Source organism: Lentzea sp. NPDC092896 (assembly GCF_044754905.1).
GTDB lineage: Bacteria > Actinomycetota > Actinomycetes > Mycobacteriales > Pseudonocardiaceae > Lentzea.
On sequence record NZ_JBIVPX010000007.1, the window covers coordinates 441,104 to 456,242 of the forward strand.

A 15,139-nucleotide genomic window follows, 5' to 3' on the forward strand; every position below is an offset into this window, starting at 1 on the left:
CCCGTGCCGCCGCCGCACGGGATGAGGACTCGTTCCGCACAGGATCCTCACAACTGACTGCCACGGTCGACCGCATGCGAATGCTGAGCGTGGTCGCGCTGCTGCTCCTCGGTGTACCGGGCCTGGCGGCGGCTTCTCCCTCCGGCCCCGACGTGGTCGTGCACGATCTCGACACGGACGGCGTGGCCGCCTACTGGACACCGGAACGGATCGCGGCGATGCCGACCGGACCGTCCGCGCCTCCCGGAACGCCCGCCGTCGACGACCCGACCGGTGCACCGGCGCCGAACAGCAGGTCCATCGGCCGCCTGTTCTTCGTCGACCGCGACGGCGAGGACTCGAGTTGCACGGCGACCGTCGTGGTGAGCGCTAACAAGCGCACCGCGGTGACCGGCGGGCACTGCGTCCACACCGCGAACCTGATCGGCCAGGACCCCCGGTGGCACTCGAAGATGCTCTTCGTGCCGGGGTTCCGCGACGGCACCCGGCCGTTCGGCGAGTTCGTGGTGCGCCAGGCGATCGTGAACAGGACCTGGATCACCGACGACCAGCAGTCCGAGTACGACCAGGCGTTCCTGGTGCTGGACAAGCCGTCCGGCGCGAGCGAGAACATCGCCTTCGACCGGCCGGCAGACCGGTTCGCGCGGGAGTACGGCTACCCGCGCGCCGCCGGGCAGCCCGGCCACCAGGGCAGGCCGGAGTTCACCGGCCAGCGGCTGGCGCAGTGCTGGGGCACGCCCGCCCACCACCCCGGCTATCCGGAGCGACCCGCGGACGAGAACCTCTGGGGCGTGCCGTGCGACATGGGCGGCGGCTCCAGCGGCGGGCCCCGGATCAGCGGAAACGCGGTTGTGGGCGTGAACATCCAGAGCTTCCACCTGGACGCGAACGGTCAGCTGGTCCCGCCCGGCCAGGGCGTGCGGCACCTCGGCGGCGCCCAGTTCAGCTGGAGGATCACGGCTCCGCTCTACCAGCGGGCGCAGCACGGCTAGCCGGAGTGGCCGCGATCCTGTCGCGGCCTCACCCGGTGGGGTCGAGATCGCCGACGACGGAGGCGAGCAGCTCGTAGCTCCGGCGGCGGTCCGCGTGGTGGTAGATCGGCGAGGTGATCATCAGCTCGGACGTGCCGGTCTCGTCGAGCACCGCCTGGAGCTTGCGCGCAACAGTCTCCGGCCCGCCGACCAGCACGCGGCCGTCGTCGGGAAGCGCGGCCGCGTCCTGCGGGCTGGGCAACAGGATCCGGTTGCCGTTCTGTCTGCCGCGCACCTTCGTCCTGATCGGCCCGGCGAGCCACTCGGCCCGTTGATCGTCCTCCGCGCAGATCACCGAGACGCTGACCAGATCCGCCGCGCACGTCAGTTCCGGACTGAGATGCCGCGCGAACGCGAACGGCACGCCCAGTTCGGCGGCCAGCGTCGCCGTGCCCGGTGACGAGCCCAGCAGCCACAGTTCCGGCACGTTGCCGCCCTTCACCGGTACCGCGACGGTGTCCGACGGGTTCAGCAACGACTGCAGCTCGAGGAGTTGAGAGCGGTACGGCCGGTCGCTGCGGCGCAAAGCCGAGACCACCGACGGCGCACCGCCGGGCGCACGGCCGACACCGAGGTCGATCCGGCCGGGATGCAGGGCCGCGAGCGTGCCGAACTGCTCGGCCACCACGAGCGGCGGGTGGTTGGGCAGCAGAACACCACCGGAACCGACGCGCAGGCGGGAGGTCACGGCCGCCAGATGCGCGACGAGCACGGCCGGTGCGGAACTGGCGACCCCGCGCATGCCGTGGTGCTCCGGCACCCAGTACCGGTGAAACCCCAGCTCCTCCGCCAGTTCCGCGAGATCGACCGTGTTGCGCAACGCCTCGCGTGGCGTCGACCCCTGCACGATCGGTGACGTGTCGAGCACCGACAACCGCAGCCCCATGCCCGGCACACTAGGGCGATGCGCATCGATCGACTCGACCACCTGGTGCTGACCGTCGCCGACCTGAACGCCGCGATCGGCTTCTACGCGGGCGTGCTGGGCATGCGCGAGGTGACGTTCGGGAACGGCCGCAAGGCGCTCGAGTTCGGTTCCGGCAAGATCAACCTGCACGAGGCGGGCCACGAGTTCGAACCCAGGGCGCGCCACGCCGTTCCCGGCAGCGCGGACCTGTGCTTCATCACGGAGGACCCGCTCGACGACGTGATCGCGACCCTGGCCGGCCACGGCGTCGAGATCATCGAGGGCCCGGTCGGCCGCACCGGCGCGACGGGCCCGATCCGCAGTGTCTACGTGCGTGATCCCGACGGGAACCTGGTCGAGGTCAGCAACTACGTGGACTAGCAGCGTTCGTCGGTCTGTCCCCAGTAGACGTTGCCGTCGCCCCACACCTCGCCGTACGCCCGCGTGCACTTGGTGAGCGTGTTGGTGCCCTTGGACCAGACGTCCTGCTTGTTGGTGCCGTTGACGTTGCTGTTGTAGTCGCGCGACCCGTTCACGACCATGGCGGCGCTGGAGCTGAAGCCGCCGGGCTGCGCGGCGTAGGAGTCCCACACGTAGGTGTAGGCCCAGTTCTTGCCGCAGCCCTTGAACTGCTTCACCGAGGCGATGATCGTCCCGTTCTTCTTCACATAGCCGGTGGAGCCGATCTGCACGGTGCCGGCGCATCCAGGAGCGGACTCGGCCTCCGCCTTGCCGACGGAGGCGAGTGCCGTCAGCGCCACGGCGGGCAGGAGCAACATCACTTTGCGCATGCCGCCACGGTGACGGGGGCCGGTTAGCCGGCGGTTAATCGATCCTTCGCAGCAGGTGGGCGGCGACCGCGGTGTTCACGATCTCAGGGCGTTCGGCGGTGAACAGATGTGCGGAGCCGGCCACGACCTCGAACCGCGCGCCGGGAATCCCGTCCGCGATCTCCCGCACCAGGTCTGGAGGCGTCGCTGGATCGTCGGCACCCGCGAGCACGAGCGTCGGCACGGCGACTCCGCCCAGTTCGGAGCGCACGTCGAACGCCCCGATGGCCTCGCAGCAGCCCGCGTACCCCTCGGCGGACGTCGCGCGCAGCATCTCCAAAAGCCGTTCGGCCTCCGCAGGCTCACGGGCGGCGAACTCCTCGGTGAACCAGGTACCGGTCCGCGACGGCACGATCGCGCCAGTGCCCTCGGCACGGACCGTCGCCGCCCGCACCGGCCACTGGGGCGGATCGGCGAACCGCGCGGCGGAGGCGCAGATGGTGAGCGTTAACAGCCGCGAGCCGGAGTGCAGGGCGAGCCACTGGCCGATCGCGCCGCCGATCGACACCCCGAGGTAGTGGAACCTCCGCACGCCCAGGTGATCGAGCAGTTCCACGACGTCGGCCGCGAGGTCCGCGATCGAGTACGGGCCGGGCGGCACCGGTGAACCGCCGTGGCCGCGCAGGTCGAACCGGACCACCCGCCAGCGGTCGGAGAGCCCGGCCACCTGGGCGTCGAAGAGACCGAGTTCGGTGCCGAGCGACGGGCCGAGCACGAGCACCTCGGCCTCCGGCGGACCGTCGACGGCGTGGTGGATCACGCGTGCTCCCCACGAGTGGCGCGGGCGGAGTCGAGGCTGAACCGGCCGTGGTCCCAGCCCTCCGACAACGGCGCGAAGTAGTCGAAGACGACGCGTTTGCGCTGGTAGCGCCATTTCGAACCAACGCGGACGAGATCGTCGTGATAGCGGCCGCCGGCCACGTGCGGTTCGCCGTGCAGCACGCAGGGCTGGAAGAGGAACGAGCAGACGTGCGCGCGGTCGCCGTCCAACTCGATCTCCAGGTTCGTCACGTGGTGCCAGAACGCGGTCAGCCCGCCCGAAGCGAGCCCTCCGAAGAACGAGGTCAGTTCCGCGTGCCCGCGCGCCGTCGACAGCCCGGCGAACTCGCCGTCCTCCACGAACAACTCGACCAGCGCGTCCCACGAACCGGAGTCGAGCAACCGGCAGTAGGCGGCGTCCAGCGCCCGGATCTCCTCCAGATCCTCCAACCGCCGCACCCGATCCGTCACAGCCGGTCCAGGAACTCGACGACGGCCGGCCCCTCAGGACCGGTCACCAGCACCGAACCGGAGGACACGACCAACCGGGCCGCCCGCCCACCGAGAGTGCCCGCGTACCGGCCGTCCGGCGGCAGCGCGGTCCCCGGCGGCACGACCACCACGCCGGCGGACAGCACACCCTCCACCCGGTGCGGCCGCCCGAGCACGAGCGCCGCCGAACGGACATCGCCGTGCCGCACCAACTCCCGCACCCGCGTCGACGAACACCCGTCCACCAGGTCGACGCCGAACGCGGGAAGTCCCAGCTCCCGCAACGTGTCCACGGTCCCGGCGCCGCGATGACCGAACGTGAAGTTCGCCCCGACCACGACGGCCTCGGCGCGCAACGTCCCGACCAGCACCTCCGCCACGAAGTCGGCGGGGGACAACGCGGCGAAGCGACGGGTGAACGGCAGCACCAGCGTCGCTTCCACCCCCAGGCAGCGCCCGAGCTCCGCACGCCGGTCGACGGTGCTCAGCGCGGACGTGTCGCGGGGCAGGCCGAGCACCCGCGCGGGATGCGGGTCGAACGTCACGAGCACCACCGGCCGCGACCCGGCGACCTCCCGTGCGGCGGAGATGAGGTGGGCGTGCCCGCGATGAACGCCGTCGAACACCCCGATCGTCACCACGCACCCCGGCCAGTCGCCGGGTACGTCGGCGAGCGAGCGCCACACCGGAGCTTCCCGGACCGCCGTCATGGCTGGGCCGCCAGATCGGAGGGGTGCGTCGCCAGCGGTGTCACCTCGACCCGCATGTACTCCCACAGCGGCAGCGACGACAGGAACGCGTGCAGCTCGTCGTTGGACGGCACCTCGAAGACGCTGATGTTGCTGTACTGCCCGACGACGCGCCACAGATGCGGCCACACGCCCATCTTCTGCAACTCCAGCGCGCGTTCCTTCTCCGCGCGCACCAACTCGGCACGACGCTGCGGGTCCATGTCGTGGGGCAGGGAAACGTCCATCCGCACGTGGAAGAGCACGGTCACCTCCTGGTGAAGGCCGCGACGGCCGCGGGGTCCAGCTCGACGCCGAGCCCCGGTCCGCCTGGCAGGTGCAGGTCGCCGCCGTCGTAGCGCAGCGGCGTGGCCAGCAGCTCCTCGCGCATGAGCAACGGCCCGAACAGCTCGCTGCCCCACGTGACCGCCGGTGAGGCGCACGCGAGATGCAGCGACGCCGCCGTGCCGACCGGGCTCTCGATCGAGGTGCCGCCGTGACACGGAATACCCGCCGCGGCGGCGATCGAAGCGATGGCGGCGGTAGCGCGCAGCCCGCCGGACTTCGTGGTCTTCAACGAGAACACGTCCGCCGCCCGCAAACCCGCCAGCCGCAACGCGTCCGACGGCGTGCGCAGCGACTCGTCGGCCATCACCGGGATCGGCAGCGCGTGGTTGATCTCCGCGAGCCACTCCACCTCGGCACCCGGCACGGGCTGCTCGACCAGCTCGACGCCGGCGTCCACGAGTTCGGGCAGGTACCGCAACGAGGTCAGCCGGTCCCAGCGCGCGTTCAGATCCACCCGCACGCCCGCGACGCCCTGCAGCTTCTCCGCGATCGCGCACACCCGTCGCACGTCGTCCACCGGGTCCTGCGCGCCCATCTTGAGCTTGAAGCTGCGATGCCCCGCGTCGAGCTTGGCCATCGCCTCCTCGATGACGACGGCCGCGGGTTCGGTGCCCAGCGCCCACGTCACCGGGATCGACGTGCGCGCGAGCCCGCCGAGCAACGTGTGCACCGGAACGCCGAGCGAACGTGCCCACGCGTCGTGCAACGCGACCTCGACAGCTGCTTTGGCGTAGAGGTTGGCGTTCACAACGTCGTTGACGGCCTGCAGGATGCCCGCGATGTCGTCGGTTCGACGGCCCACCAGAAGCGGGGCGATGTACTGGTCGATGACCACCTTCATGGTCTCGACCGACTCACCGCCCCACCACGGCCCGCCCGGCACGACGCCCTCGCCGAGGCCGACCGCCCCGCCCGCGGTCCGGACGTGGACGAGCAGCACGGGCTGCGCGTCCATCCCGGTGCGGGCGAAGCGGTGCGGCCGGACGAGCGGGACGTCGAGCAGAACGGTGTCCACGCCGTCGATCTGGAGGTCGTTCATGCGGGTTCGAGCACGAAGTCGTAGGACACGCGCTGGTCGGCCGGAGTCAGGACGAGTTCGGGCTTCACCGCTTCGGCGACGTCGCTGTCCACGTACTCACCACCGGCGAAGTAGAGCTGCGTGGTGATCGGCCGATGCCCGGGAGCGCGCACGACGAGGTGCAGGTGGGCGGGCCGCCACGGGTGCCAGCCGGCCGCGTCGATCAACCGGCCGGTCGGGCCGTCGGTCGGGATCTGGTACGGCGCGGGCTGCACCGTCGTGATCTCGAACCGGCCCTCCGCGTCCGTCGTCACGACCGCGCGCAGATTCCCGTCCGGGATGCCCGGCGCGAACCCCGAGTAGTAGCCCTCGGAGTCGGCGTGCCAGATGTCCAGCTCGGCACCGGCCAGCGGCAGCCCCGCGAGGTCGGTCACGCGACCGGAGAACACCAGAGGCGAGCCCTGCTCGTCGGCACGCATCGGCAGCGTCGCGACGGAAGGCAGCGCCACCTGGTCCGGCAGGTAGTACGGGCCGAGGATGCTGCCCTTGGTGCCGTCCTGCGTGCGGGCGGCGACCTCCTCGACGACGTGCTCCACGAACACGTCCAGGAACAACGGCCACTCGCCGCCCTCGCCGAGGTCCATCAGCCACTGCTTGGCGGCCTGGAACTCGGCGTAGGTGACGTCGTGCTCACGGATCGCGGAGTGCACGCCCCGCAGCACGGCGGTGGCCACAGTGGACACCCGTTCGGGGGAGACGTCGACGGAAGACCGCGTGGTGGAACGGAAGCTGGCGCTCGCGGAAGCGCCGGAGTCCGCCGCGGTGGGGGAGTGAACGGCAGTCATCGGGAGGTCACCTTCCGCTCAGCGAGGTCGCGCCGGGGTTGAACAGGTCGGGAACGGTCCAGCCGTTCAGGTCGTACTCGGCCATGCACTGCTCGGCGAATCCCTTCATGGAATCAGCCATGCCGGACTGCTGCGCGGCGAACAGCATTTCGGCGCGCACACCCTCGTGGTTGCCGGAGTAGTTGCGTTCGTAGAGCTCGTGCCGGCCGCCGAACTCGCTGCCGATCGAGTCCCAGATCAGTTTCATCAGCTTCACGCGCTCGACGGCGTCCATGCCGTTCGAGCCCCGCACGTACTTGTCGAGGTACGGCCGCGTCTCGTCGGACATGAAGTCCTTGGCCGACGACGGCAGGTAGATCAGCGCGGAACCCATGTCCTGCATGATGATCTCGCGGATGCGCGGGTAGCCGACCGTCATGAACCACCGGTAGGCCAGGCCGAAGTCGAGGTGTGGCAGCACGGCGCCGTCGACCCACTCGTCGGGTTTCGCGCACATCGCCTCGGACAGCGCGTGGAACAGGTTGCGCCACCCGATGACCTCGCCGACGCGGGTCTGGATGCCGCGGAAGTCCTTGACCCCGGTGGCTTCCACGCCCTTGAGCAGCAGTCCGGCGATGAAGTCGAGCTTGACCGACAGGCGCGTGACGCCGTGGAACGTGAAGCGGTGCAGGAACCCGGATCCGGGGAAGAACGTGCTGGCCTTCTCCGCGTCGCCGTAGATGAAGACGTTCTCCCACGGGATCTTCACGCGGTCCAGCACGAAGATCGTGTCGTTCTCGTCGAACCGCGACGACAGCGGGTAGTCGAACGGCCCGGTGGTCTTGTCGACGTTGGCGGAGTAGGAGTTGCGGCAGATCAGCTTCATGCCCGGCGCGCCCATCGGCACCGTGCACACCAGTGCGAACTCGCGCTTCTTGATCGGCAGCCCGTAGTGCGCGATGAAGTTGTAGTTCGTGATCGCCGAACCGGTCGCCACGACCTTCGCGCCGGACACGATCAGGCCGTCGTCGCGCTCCTCCTCGACGTGCATGAACACGTCGCTCACCTCGTCGGGGTTCCGGTTGCGGTCGACCGGCGGGTTGATGATCGCGTGGTTCCAGTACAGGACCTTCTCCTGCGACTCCTGGTACCAACGCCGGGCGTTGTCCGCGAACGGGTTGTAGAAGTCGGCGTTGGCGCCCAGCGTGCCGAGGAACGCGGCCTTGTAGTCGGGGCTGCGGCCCATCCAGCCGTAGGTCATCTTCGCCCACTCCGCGATGGCGGCGCGGTCGGCGTAGAGATCGGCGCTGCTGCGGGGCGTGCGGAAGAACGGGTGCGTGAATCCGCTGCTGCCGGTGTCGGTCGGCGCGGTCAGCACGGCCTGCTTGTCCGGGTCGTGCAGCGCGTCGTACAGCCGGGCCGTCATCCGGACGGAGTTGCGGAACGCGGGGTGCGTGGTGACGTCGCCGACCTTCTCGCCGCCGAGGAAGACCTCTCGTCCGTCCCGAATGGACTCGATGTACTCCTCGCCGGTCATCGGCCGGGTCGTGCGTTGCTGCTGCTGCGTGGTCATGCCTAACCCTTCAGCGTCGAAGTGGTTCGCAGTGGGGCGAAGTCGGATCCGAACCACCCGATGTCCGGGCAGTCGACGGAACTCATCCAGTGGTCCGCGGTGCGTCCGGCGATCTCGCGGAACGCGCCACCGAAGAACAGCAACGGATCGGCGTCGCTGGTGCTGAGGTGCGCGACCTCGCCGATGACGATCAGGTGGTCGCCGCCGTCGTACGTGCGCCAAGGCAGGCACGAGATGGTCGCGGCGGTGCCGAGCAGAACGGGGGCGGTCGGCCCGTCGGCCCAGCGCGGTGCGGGGCCCTGGGGGCGGCCCGCGAAGGTCCAGGCCGCGTCGATCTGGTCGGCGGCGAGGACGTTGACGGCGAACGGCTTGTCGTCGAGGAACCGGCAGGCCTTGGAGTTGCGGGTCAGCGTGACCTGGCACAGCGCCGGTTCGAGCGAGATGGCCGTGAAGGCGTTGACGGTCGCGCCGTGCGGCTCTCCGTCGTCGTTACGGCAGGTCACGACCGTGACGCCGGTGGCGAACCTGCCGAACCCGTTTCGGATTGTGCGGTGATCCAGAGTCATCTCCCGCTCCTCCTGTACGCTGTGCGTACAAGATGTACGCTTTGCGGTTACATGAGGGTGCACCGACGTTGCGGGCATGTCAACGGGTCGCGGTGCGGAAAGATGGGGCGATGACCAGCGGGCCGGACGAGCGCGACTTCATCCAGAGCATCGAGCGCGGGTTCGCGGTGCTGCTCGCGTTCGACGAGGACCGGGTCAGCCCGAACCTGGCCGAACTGGCCGCGGCGACGAATCTCTCGCGGCCGGCCGTGCGCCGGATTCTCCTCACCCTGCAACGGCTTGGATACGTGCGCAACGAGGGCACGCGGTGGACGCTGACGCCGAGGGTGCTCAGCATCGGGCAGCACTACTCGGCGTCGCACGCGATGATCGAGATCGCCCAGCCGCACCTGCTGGAGCTGTCGGCGAAGACCGGCGAGTCGGCGTCGCTCGCGGAACTGGACGGACGGGACGTCGTCTACGTCGCGCGGGTGCCGGTGCGGCGGATCATGAGCATCAACGTGTCGGTCGGCACGAGGGTCCCGGCGTTCGCGACGTCGATGGGCCGGGTGCTCCTCGCCTGGGCACCGGACGCGGTGGCCGAGGAGGTCGTCGCGGCCGGTCTGCCCGCGCTGACCAGGCACACGATCACCGACGCCGACGCGTTTCTGGCGAGTCTGCGGCAGGTTCGCTCGGACGGGTGGTCGATCGTGGCGGAGGAACTGGAGATCGGGCTGCTCTCGGTGTCCGCGCCCGTGCGCGACCGCACCGGGGAGGTGGTCGCCGCGCTCGCGTCCTCCACCTCCGCTGGGCGATCATCTGTGCGGGAGATCCGCGGCGAGGTGGTGCCGTTGCTGCTCGACGCCGCGGAACGGATCAGCGCCGACCTGGGCCACAAGGGCTCGGCGCGGCGTGAAGGCTTCTACTGACGGCACAGCGCGGACGGCGCATGTCCGCTCGGCCGAGGGTCCTGGTGATCGGTGCCGGGTTCGCCGGATTCCACTGTCTGCGCAAGCTGGAACGCAAACTCCCGAGGACGCGGCAGACCTGGTCGCGATCAACCCCGTCGACCACATGCTCTACATCCCGCTGCTGCCCGAGGTGGCGGGCGGTGTGTTCGACCCGCGCCGGGTCGCGGTGCCGCTGCGGAACACCCTGAAGCGCACGAAACTCGTGCTGGGCGCGGCAACGGGCATCGACCTCGCCCAGAAGTGCGTGCGGGTGACCGATGTCGAGGGCCGCGCGAACACGATGCCGTACGACAAGCTGCTGATCACGTCCGGGGCGCGCTGGGTCCGGCGGCCGCGGGTACCGGCGGATCGGTCCGTTGTGGACGGAGCCGGTCGAGGCGGTGCCGTCCGTCGTGCTGGGCAGTCCGCCGCGCTGGTTCGCCAGTTCGCGGGAACTGCGGCTGTACCGGCGAACCGTCGAGATCCGCGACGCCCGGCTCGACCTGTCCGGCCGCGTCCAGTTGGGACGACGAGCTGGCCGATCTGCCGGCACTGCACCGCGCACTGCGCGACCCGGCCGTCGTGGCGGCGGCGCGGCGGAACCTCACGCCCCTGTGACGCCGTCGATGCCCTCGCGCAGGAAGTCCGCGTGACCGTTGTGCCGGGCGTACTCGTGGCAGAGGTGGTTCATCACCAGCCGCAACGACACCTGCTCCTCCCACCGCGGCTGGTAGCCCGTGACGTCGAGCGACTCGGCCTCGCGCTCGATCCGGCGCGAGTGCTCGACCTCGGCCTGCCACGCCTCGAACGCCTCCGACCGCGTGGACTTCGAGGCGTCGTAAGCCACCTGGTAGTCACCCGCGTCCGACCACACCAGCGGGATGTCCTCGCCGTTGATGACCTTGCGGAACCAGGTGCGCTCCACTTCGGCCATGTGCCGGACGAGGCTGAGCAGCGTCAGCGTGGACGGGGGCATCGAGCGGCGGCGCAGGTCCTCGTCGGACAGACCGTCGCACTTCATCGCGAGGGTGGCGCGGTGGAAGTCGAGGAACGCGCGCAGGGTCTCGCGTTCGCCCGCCTGCACCGGCGGGCTGGGGCGTTCGGTGATCACGGCGTCAGTTTGAGCACAAAGCGGGTCTTCCGCATCCGGATTTGGTGTATGTGTAGTCACGTCGTCTACGTGATTCTGGGGGAATCAATGATGCGTGGATCAGCGCTTGTCGCTGCAATTGGCTTGGCATGCACGGCTTTCACGGCACCGATGGCGGTGGCCGATCAGGCAGCCTGTGAGTGGGCCGTGTCGAACGTCCCGGTGCCGTCCGGTTATGACGCCCGGTTCACGACGGTGAAGGGCACGGACAGCAACGGCAACTACTCGGGCAACGCGCTTCGGCAGGGCTCGAGCGACTACGACGCCGTGTTCTGGACCGGCGGGCAGCCGAGGGTGCTCCAGGAGGTGGAGAACCTCAAGAACCTGCACGTCGCCGACGAGAACCGTTCGGGGACCGTGCTGATGTTCGGCCGTTTCCCGGACCGCACGGCCGCGGTGCTGTACACCGGCGCGCACGAGAGCACCGGAACGATCACCGAGCTCCCCGGTCTGGAGGGCTACCGCATCGGCGTCCCGCAAAAGATCAACGAACGCGGCGACGTGCTGGGCGGCGCCACGCGGGTCTCCGACGGCGAAGGGGTGACGGTCCTGTGGACCGCGTCCACGCCGGGGGCCGCGCCCCAGATCATCGAACGGTCGGCCGGCCTGGGGCAGGACCTGGACGACGACGGCACGGTGCTGCTGCGCCACCCGAGCGGCAACGGGGGACGCCTGTGGCGCAACGGAGTCGTGACCGATCTCGAGCACCAGGGCAAGCCCCAGCACGTCCAGGCGATCCGGGGCGGCAAGGTGGTCGGCTACCAGCTCGAAGGCTCGTGGCCCAACGCGCAGGCCCTGCTGTGGGACAGCAACGGCGTGGTGAAGCGCATCGCGGGTGCCGCGTCCGCGTACACCATCACCGGTGGCGGTCTGGTCACCGGACAGCGGTCGTCGCTGACGGGCAAGGCCGCGATCTGGCGGGACACCAACTTCAAGACCGAGCTGCCGTTGCCGAGCGGCGTCTCCGGCGTGTCGGAGCTGTTCGTGGCGGGTGACGACGAAACGCTCTTCAGCAAGTCCGGCTCCGGCCCGCTGAAGTGGAGCTGCGACTAACTCCGTGTGAGGCGCCACATCACCGCCTTCTCCCATCGGCGCTACGGTGGCCGGTGGGAGAAGGGGTGGCGCATGACGCAGCAGCTGGACGAGGCCGAGTCGGTGTTCGCGGCGGCCCGGCCGAGGCTGTTCGGCATCGCCTACCGCATGACCGGCAGCGTGGCCGACGCCGAGGACCTCGTGCAGGAGGTGTGGGTGCGCTGGCAGCTCGCGGACCGCGCCGCCGTGCTCAACCCCGAGGCGTACCTGGCCACCGCGATCACCCGCCTCGCGATCAACGAGTCGCAGACAGCGCGGGCCCGCCGCGAGACCTACGTCGGGCCGTGGCTGCCCGAACCCGTCGACACCTCGGCCGACCCGCAGGTCGGTGCCGAGCAGGGCGCGGTGCTGGAGCTCGCGGTGCTCATGCTGCTGGAGAAGCTGACCCCGACCGAACGGGCCGCGTACGTGCTGCGCGAGGCGTTCGACTACCCGTACCGGGAGATCGCCGAGATCGTGCAGACCAGTGAGGTCGCGACGCGGCAGCTGGTCAGCCGGGCGCGCAAGCACCTCGCGGACGAACGCCGCGTGCCCGTCGAACGAGCGGACCAGCGCAAGCTGCTGGAGGCGTTCGTGGCGGCGGCGCAGGCCGGTGACCTGGCCGGGCTCGAGAAGCTGTTCGCGCAGGACGTCGTGAGCTGGTCCGACAGCAACGGTTCCATCCGGGCGGCCGGTCGTCCGCTGGTCGGCGCGGCCTCCCTGGCGAAGATCATCTCGGGGTGGGCGCCGTCGTTCTGGGCCGGCGCCGAGGCGTCGTTCGTGGAGGCGAACGGGCTCACCGCCATCCGGCTGCGCAAGGACTCCGGCACCTACGCCGTGATCACCGTGACGGCCTCCGACGAGGGCATCGACCAGGTGTTGTGGCTGGTCAACCCCGACAAGCTGGCCGCGTTCCGGTAGGCCTGTCACAACTTCGAGGGCTGTCCTGTCTTAGCTCGTGAACACCCGCACGCGGCGGGCTCACGAGAGGGACGGACCCATGAGGATCGTTGTCATCGGCGGTACCGGGTTGATCGGCAGCCAGGTCGTGAAGCGGCTCGGCGAGCACGGCCACGACGCCGTGCCCGCGTCCCCGAACAGCGGCGTCAACACGCTGACCGGAGAGGGCGTCGAGGAGGTGCTGAAGGGCGCCGACGTGCTGATCGACGTGTCGAACTCGCCGTCGTTCGCCGACGACGACGTGATGAACTTCTTCACCACCGCCACGACGAACCTGACCAAGGCCGCGGCCGAGGCGGGCGTCGGGCACTACGTCGCGCTGTCGATCGTCGGCACGGACGAGCTGCCCGAGTCCGGCTACCTGCGCGCGAAGGTGGCGCAGGAGAAGCTCATCACGGAGTCGGGCCTCACGTACTCGATCATCCGCGCCACCCAGTTCTTCGAGTTCGCGGGTGCCATCGCGAACTCCGCCGAGCAGGACGGCGCCGTGCACCTCCCGCACGGTGGCGTCCAGCCGATCGCGGCCTCGGACGTCGCCGCGGTGGTCGCCAGGACCGCCGCGACCGAGCCGGTGAACGGCGTGCTGGAGATCGGCGGGCCGGAAGAGTTCACAATGGACGGTTGGATCCGCACGGTGCTGACGCAGCGCAAGGACGAGCGCGAGGTCGTGAGCGACCCGGAGGCCAAGTACTTCGGCACGTTCCTGACCGGCAAGCAGCTCGTGCCGAACGCGGGCGCGCAGCTCCAGCCGACCAGCCTGGAGCAGTGGCTCGCCGCCGGGAACTGAAGCCGCGTCGTGGAGAGTGCGGCCGTGCGGTCGCACTCTCACGCGCAGCGGTTGCACGAACTGGTGGCCGACTCGATCGACCTCTCGGTACCGTGAGCATCGCTTGGCTCACGAACTCTGGGGGAAGACATGAGTCGAAGACTCTCTTTTGCGCTGTCCGCGGCCTTGTTGGCCACCATCGTCGTCGCGCCACAGGCGCACGCGGACACGACGATCACCTACCTCGGTGGCATTCCGGGCGCCACCTCGAGTTGGGCCCTGGCCGTCAACGAACTCGGCGTGGCGGTGGGCGGCAGCGGCTACGGCGACGGCCGCACGGATCGCCCGGTGAAGTTCGACGGCCAGGGCGGGGCGACCGAGTTCGCCGGGCCGGCCGACGGGCGCACCTCGGTGAAGGCGGTCAACCGCTTCGGAGTCGCCGTCGGCACCACCAGCGGCCCCAGCACGGGAACGAGGGCCATCCGCTTCAACGCGGACGGTTCGTACTCGGTGCTGTCCGTGCCGTTCGGTTTCGAGAACTCGCTCGGGCTGGCGATCGACGACCGCGGCACCACGTACGGCATCGCCACCAACTCGAACAACCAGCAGATCCCCGTGCGCTGGCGGCCGAACGGCGTCCTCAACGCGATGAAGCTGCCGACGGGCGCCACCTGGGCCTACGTGTCGGACGCGGCGGCGAACGGACATGTGGCCGGATACGTCTCCGGCCCCGGTCTCCCGACCACGGCGGTGCGCTGGAACCCCGACAACACCGTGACCGTGCTCGCCAGGCTGGCGGACGGCGCGATGACCAGCGCCCAGGCCGTGAACCAGGTCGGTGAGGTGGCCGGCAACGCCAATTCCGCGAACGACGAGGCGACGTTCGGCGTGCGGTGGAACACCGACGGATCGGTGACCAACTTCGGGCAGGGCAGCCTGCCGAAGGGCATCAACGAGCACGGTGTCGTGGTCGGCAGCTACTACGTCGGAGCAGACCAGCACCCGTTCCGCTGGGACCGGTACGGGACCAAGCTCGAACTGGGCCACCCCGACGGTGTCACCAGTGCCGCCGCGCTGGACATCAACAGCGACGGCGTGATCGTGGGATGGGCGGGGTCACGCGCCGTGAAGTGGGTCGTCGGCTGAGCCGTCGCGCGAACCACCGCTCCGCTCATCGAACTGGGGGA

Annotated in this window: 19 protein-coding genes and 1 pseudogene; 8 read left to right on the plus strand and 12 right to left on the minus strand. The window is 69.9% G+C overall.

What is annotated here, in order from left to right:
- Positions 1-74 precede the first annotated feature (74 nt).
- Positions 75-992, plus strand: a complete 918-nt coding sequence (locus ACIQF0_RS32415; RefSeq protein ID WP_401035814.1) for a trypsin-like serine peptidase — start codon at positions 75-77, stop codon at positions 990-992.
- Between the two features lie 28 nt (positions 993-1,020).
- Here the strand turns inward: ACIQF0_RS32415 and ACIQF0_RS32420 are convergent, their stop codons facing one another.
- A complete protein-coding gene (locus ACIQF0_RS32420; RefSeq protein WP_401035817.1) occupies positions 1,021-1,917 on the minus strand; it encodes an LLM class flavin-dependent oxidoreductase in 897 nt (298 codons plus the stop codon).
- An 18-nt stretch (positions 1,918-1,935) separates the two neighbouring features.
- Here ACIQF0_RS32420 and ACIQF0_RS32425 point away from each other — a divergent pair, with 18 nt between their 5' ends.
- On the plus strand, positions 1,936-2,319 hold the full coding sequence (locus ACIQF0_RS32425) for a VOC family protein (protein ID WP_401035819.1): 384 nt from the start codon (positions 1,936-1,938) through the stop codon (positions 2,317-2,319).
- On the opposite strand, the gene ACIQF0_RS32430 is transcribed toward ACIQF0_RS32425, so the two are convergent.
- The 9 genes from ACIQF0_RS32430 to ACIQF0_RS32470 are packed head-to-tail and all read right to left on the minus strand — an operon-like array spanning position 2,316 to position 9,076.
- Positions 2,316-2,729, minus strand: a complete 414-nt coding sequence (locus ACIQF0_RS32430) for a hypothetical protein (RefSeq protein ID WP_401035822.1) — start codon at positions 2,727-2,729, stop codon at positions 2,316-2,318. The genes ACIQF0_RS32425 and ACIQF0_RS32430 overlap by 4 nt on opposite strands.
- A 34-nt stretch (positions 2,730-2,763) precedes the next feature.
- A complete protein-coding gene (gene pcaD / locus ACIQF0_RS32435) occupies positions 2,764-3,528 on the minus strand; it encodes a 3-oxoadipate enol-lactonase (protein WP_401035824.1) in 765 nt (254 codons plus the stop codon).
- On the minus strand, positions 3,525-3,998 hold the full coding sequence (locus tag ACIQF0_RS32440; protein ID WP_401035827.1) for a nuclear transport factor 2 family protein: 474 nt from the start codon (positions 3,996-3,998) through the stop codon (positions 3,525-3,527). The genes pcaD and ACIQF0_RS32440 overlap by 4 nt, the downstream gene beginning before the upstream one ends.
- Positions 3,995-4,729: an adenylyltransferase/cytidyltransferase family protein gene (locus tag ACIQF0_RS32445; RefSeq protein WP_401035829.1), complete on the minus strand. Its 735-nt coding sequence runs from the start codon at positions 4,727-4,729 to the stop codon at positions 3,995-3,997. The genes ACIQF0_RS32440 and ACIQF0_RS32445 overlap by 4 nt, the downstream gene beginning before the upstream one ends.
- Positions 4,726-5,013 (minus strand): muconolactone Delta-isomerase, encoded by a 288-nt coding sequence (gene catC / locus ACIQF0_RS32450; protein WP_401035831.1) that lies wholly within the window; start codon positions 5,011-5,013, stop codon positions 4,726-4,728. Before catC ends, ACIQF0_RS32445 begins: the two co-directional genes overlap by 4 nt.
- Positions 5,014-5,015: 2 nt before the next feature.
- Positions 5,016-6,134 carry a muconate/chloromuconate family cycloisomerase gene (locus tag ACIQF0_RS32455; RefSeq protein ID WP_360033962.1) on the minus strand — a complete coding sequence of 373 codons (1,119 nt, stop codon included), beginning with the start codon at positions 6,132-6,134 and terminating at the stop codon, positions 5,016-5,018.
- Positions 6,131-6,958: a catechol 1,2-dioxygenase gene (gene catA / locus ACIQF0_RS32460; RefSeq protein WP_401035834.1), complete on the minus strand. Its 828-nt coding sequence runs from the start codon at positions 6,956-6,958 to the stop codon at positions 6,131-6,133. Before catA ends, ACIQF0_RS32455 begins: the two co-directional genes overlap by 4 nt.
- A gap of 7 nt (positions 6,959-6,965) precedes the next feature.
- A complete protein-coding gene (locus ACIQF0_RS32465; protein ID WP_360033956.1) occupies positions 6,966-8,510 on the minus strand; it encodes a 4-hydroxyphenylacetate 3-hydroxylase N-terminal domain-containing protein in 1,545 nt (514 codons plus the stop codon).
- Between the two features lie 2 nt (positions 8,511-8,512).
- Positions 8,513-9,076, minus strand: coding sequence for a flavin reductase family protein (locus tag ACIQF0_RS32470; RefSeq protein ID WP_360033953.1), 564 nt, complete (start codon positions 9,074-9,076; stop codon positions 8,513-8,515).
- Positions 9,077-9,186: 110 nt separating this feature from the next.
- Between ACIQF0_RS32470 and ACIQF0_RS32475 the strand changes: the two genes are divergently transcribed.
- Positions 9,187-9,984 (plus strand): IclR family transcriptional regulator C-terminal domain-containing protein, encoded by a 798-nt coding sequence (locus ACIQF0_RS32475; RefSeq protein WP_401035837.1) that lies wholly within the window; start codon positions 9,187-9,189, stop codon positions 9,982-9,984.
- A gap of 150 nt (positions 9,985-10,134) precedes the next feature.
- Here the strand turns inward: ACIQF0_RS32475 and ACIQF0_RS32480 are convergent, their stop codons facing one another.
- A complete protein-coding gene (locus ACIQF0_RS32480) occupies positions 10,135-10,332 on the minus strand; it encodes a hypothetical protein (RefSeq protein WP_401035839.1) in 198 nt (65 codons plus the stop codon).
- A 38-nt stretch (positions 10,333-10,370) separates the two neighbouring features.
- Here ACIQF0_RS32480 and ACIQF0_RS32485 point away from each other — a divergent pair.
- Positions 10,371-10,658: pseudogene (locus tag ACIQF0_RS32485) on the plus strand (DUF6545 domain-containing protein); the annotation flags it as partial.
- Here the strand turns inward: ACIQF0_RS32485 and ACIQF0_RS32490 are convergent.
- Positions 10,610-11,116, minus strand: a complete 507-nt coding sequence (locus ACIQF0_RS32490) for a DinB family protein (protein WP_401035841.1) — start codon at positions 11,114-11,116, stop codon at positions 10,610-10,612. The pseudogene ACIQF0_RS32485 and the gene ACIQF0_RS32490 overlap by 49 nt on opposite strands.
- Positions 11,117-11,302: 186 nt before the next feature.
- On the opposite strand from ACIQF0_RS32490, the gene ACIQF0_RS32495 reads away from it, so the two are divergent.
- The 4 genes from ACIQF0_RS32495 to ACIQF0_RS32510 all read left to right on the plus strand — a co-directional run bounded on the left by ACIQF0_RS32495 (position 11,303) and on the right by ACIQF0_RS32510 (position 15,098).
- Entirely contained in the window at positions 11,303-12,208 is a 906-nt protein-coding gene (locus ACIQF0_RS32495) for a hypothetical protein (RefSeq protein ID WP_401035844.1), read from the plus strand.
- Between the two features lie 72 nt (positions 12,209-12,280).
- Entirely contained in the window at positions 12,281-13,147 is an 867-nt protein-coding gene (locus ACIQF0_RS32500) for an RNA polymerase sigma-70 factor (RefSeq protein WP_401035847.1), read from the plus strand.
- A 79-nt stretch (positions 13,148-13,226) separates the two neighbouring features.
- Positions 13,227-13,973 carry an SDR family oxidoreductase gene (locus ACIQF0_RS32505; RefSeq protein ID WP_360033935.1) on the plus strand — a complete coding sequence of 249 codons (747 nt, stop codon included), beginning with the start codon at positions 13,227-13,229 and terminating at the stop codon, positions 13,971-13,973.
- Between the two features lie 129 nt (positions 13,974-14,102).
- Entirely contained in the window at positions 14,103-15,098 is a 996-nt protein-coding gene (locus tag ACIQF0_RS32510) for a hypothetical protein (protein ID WP_401035849.1), read from the plus strand.
- Positions 15,099-15,139 lie beyond the last annotated feature (41 nt).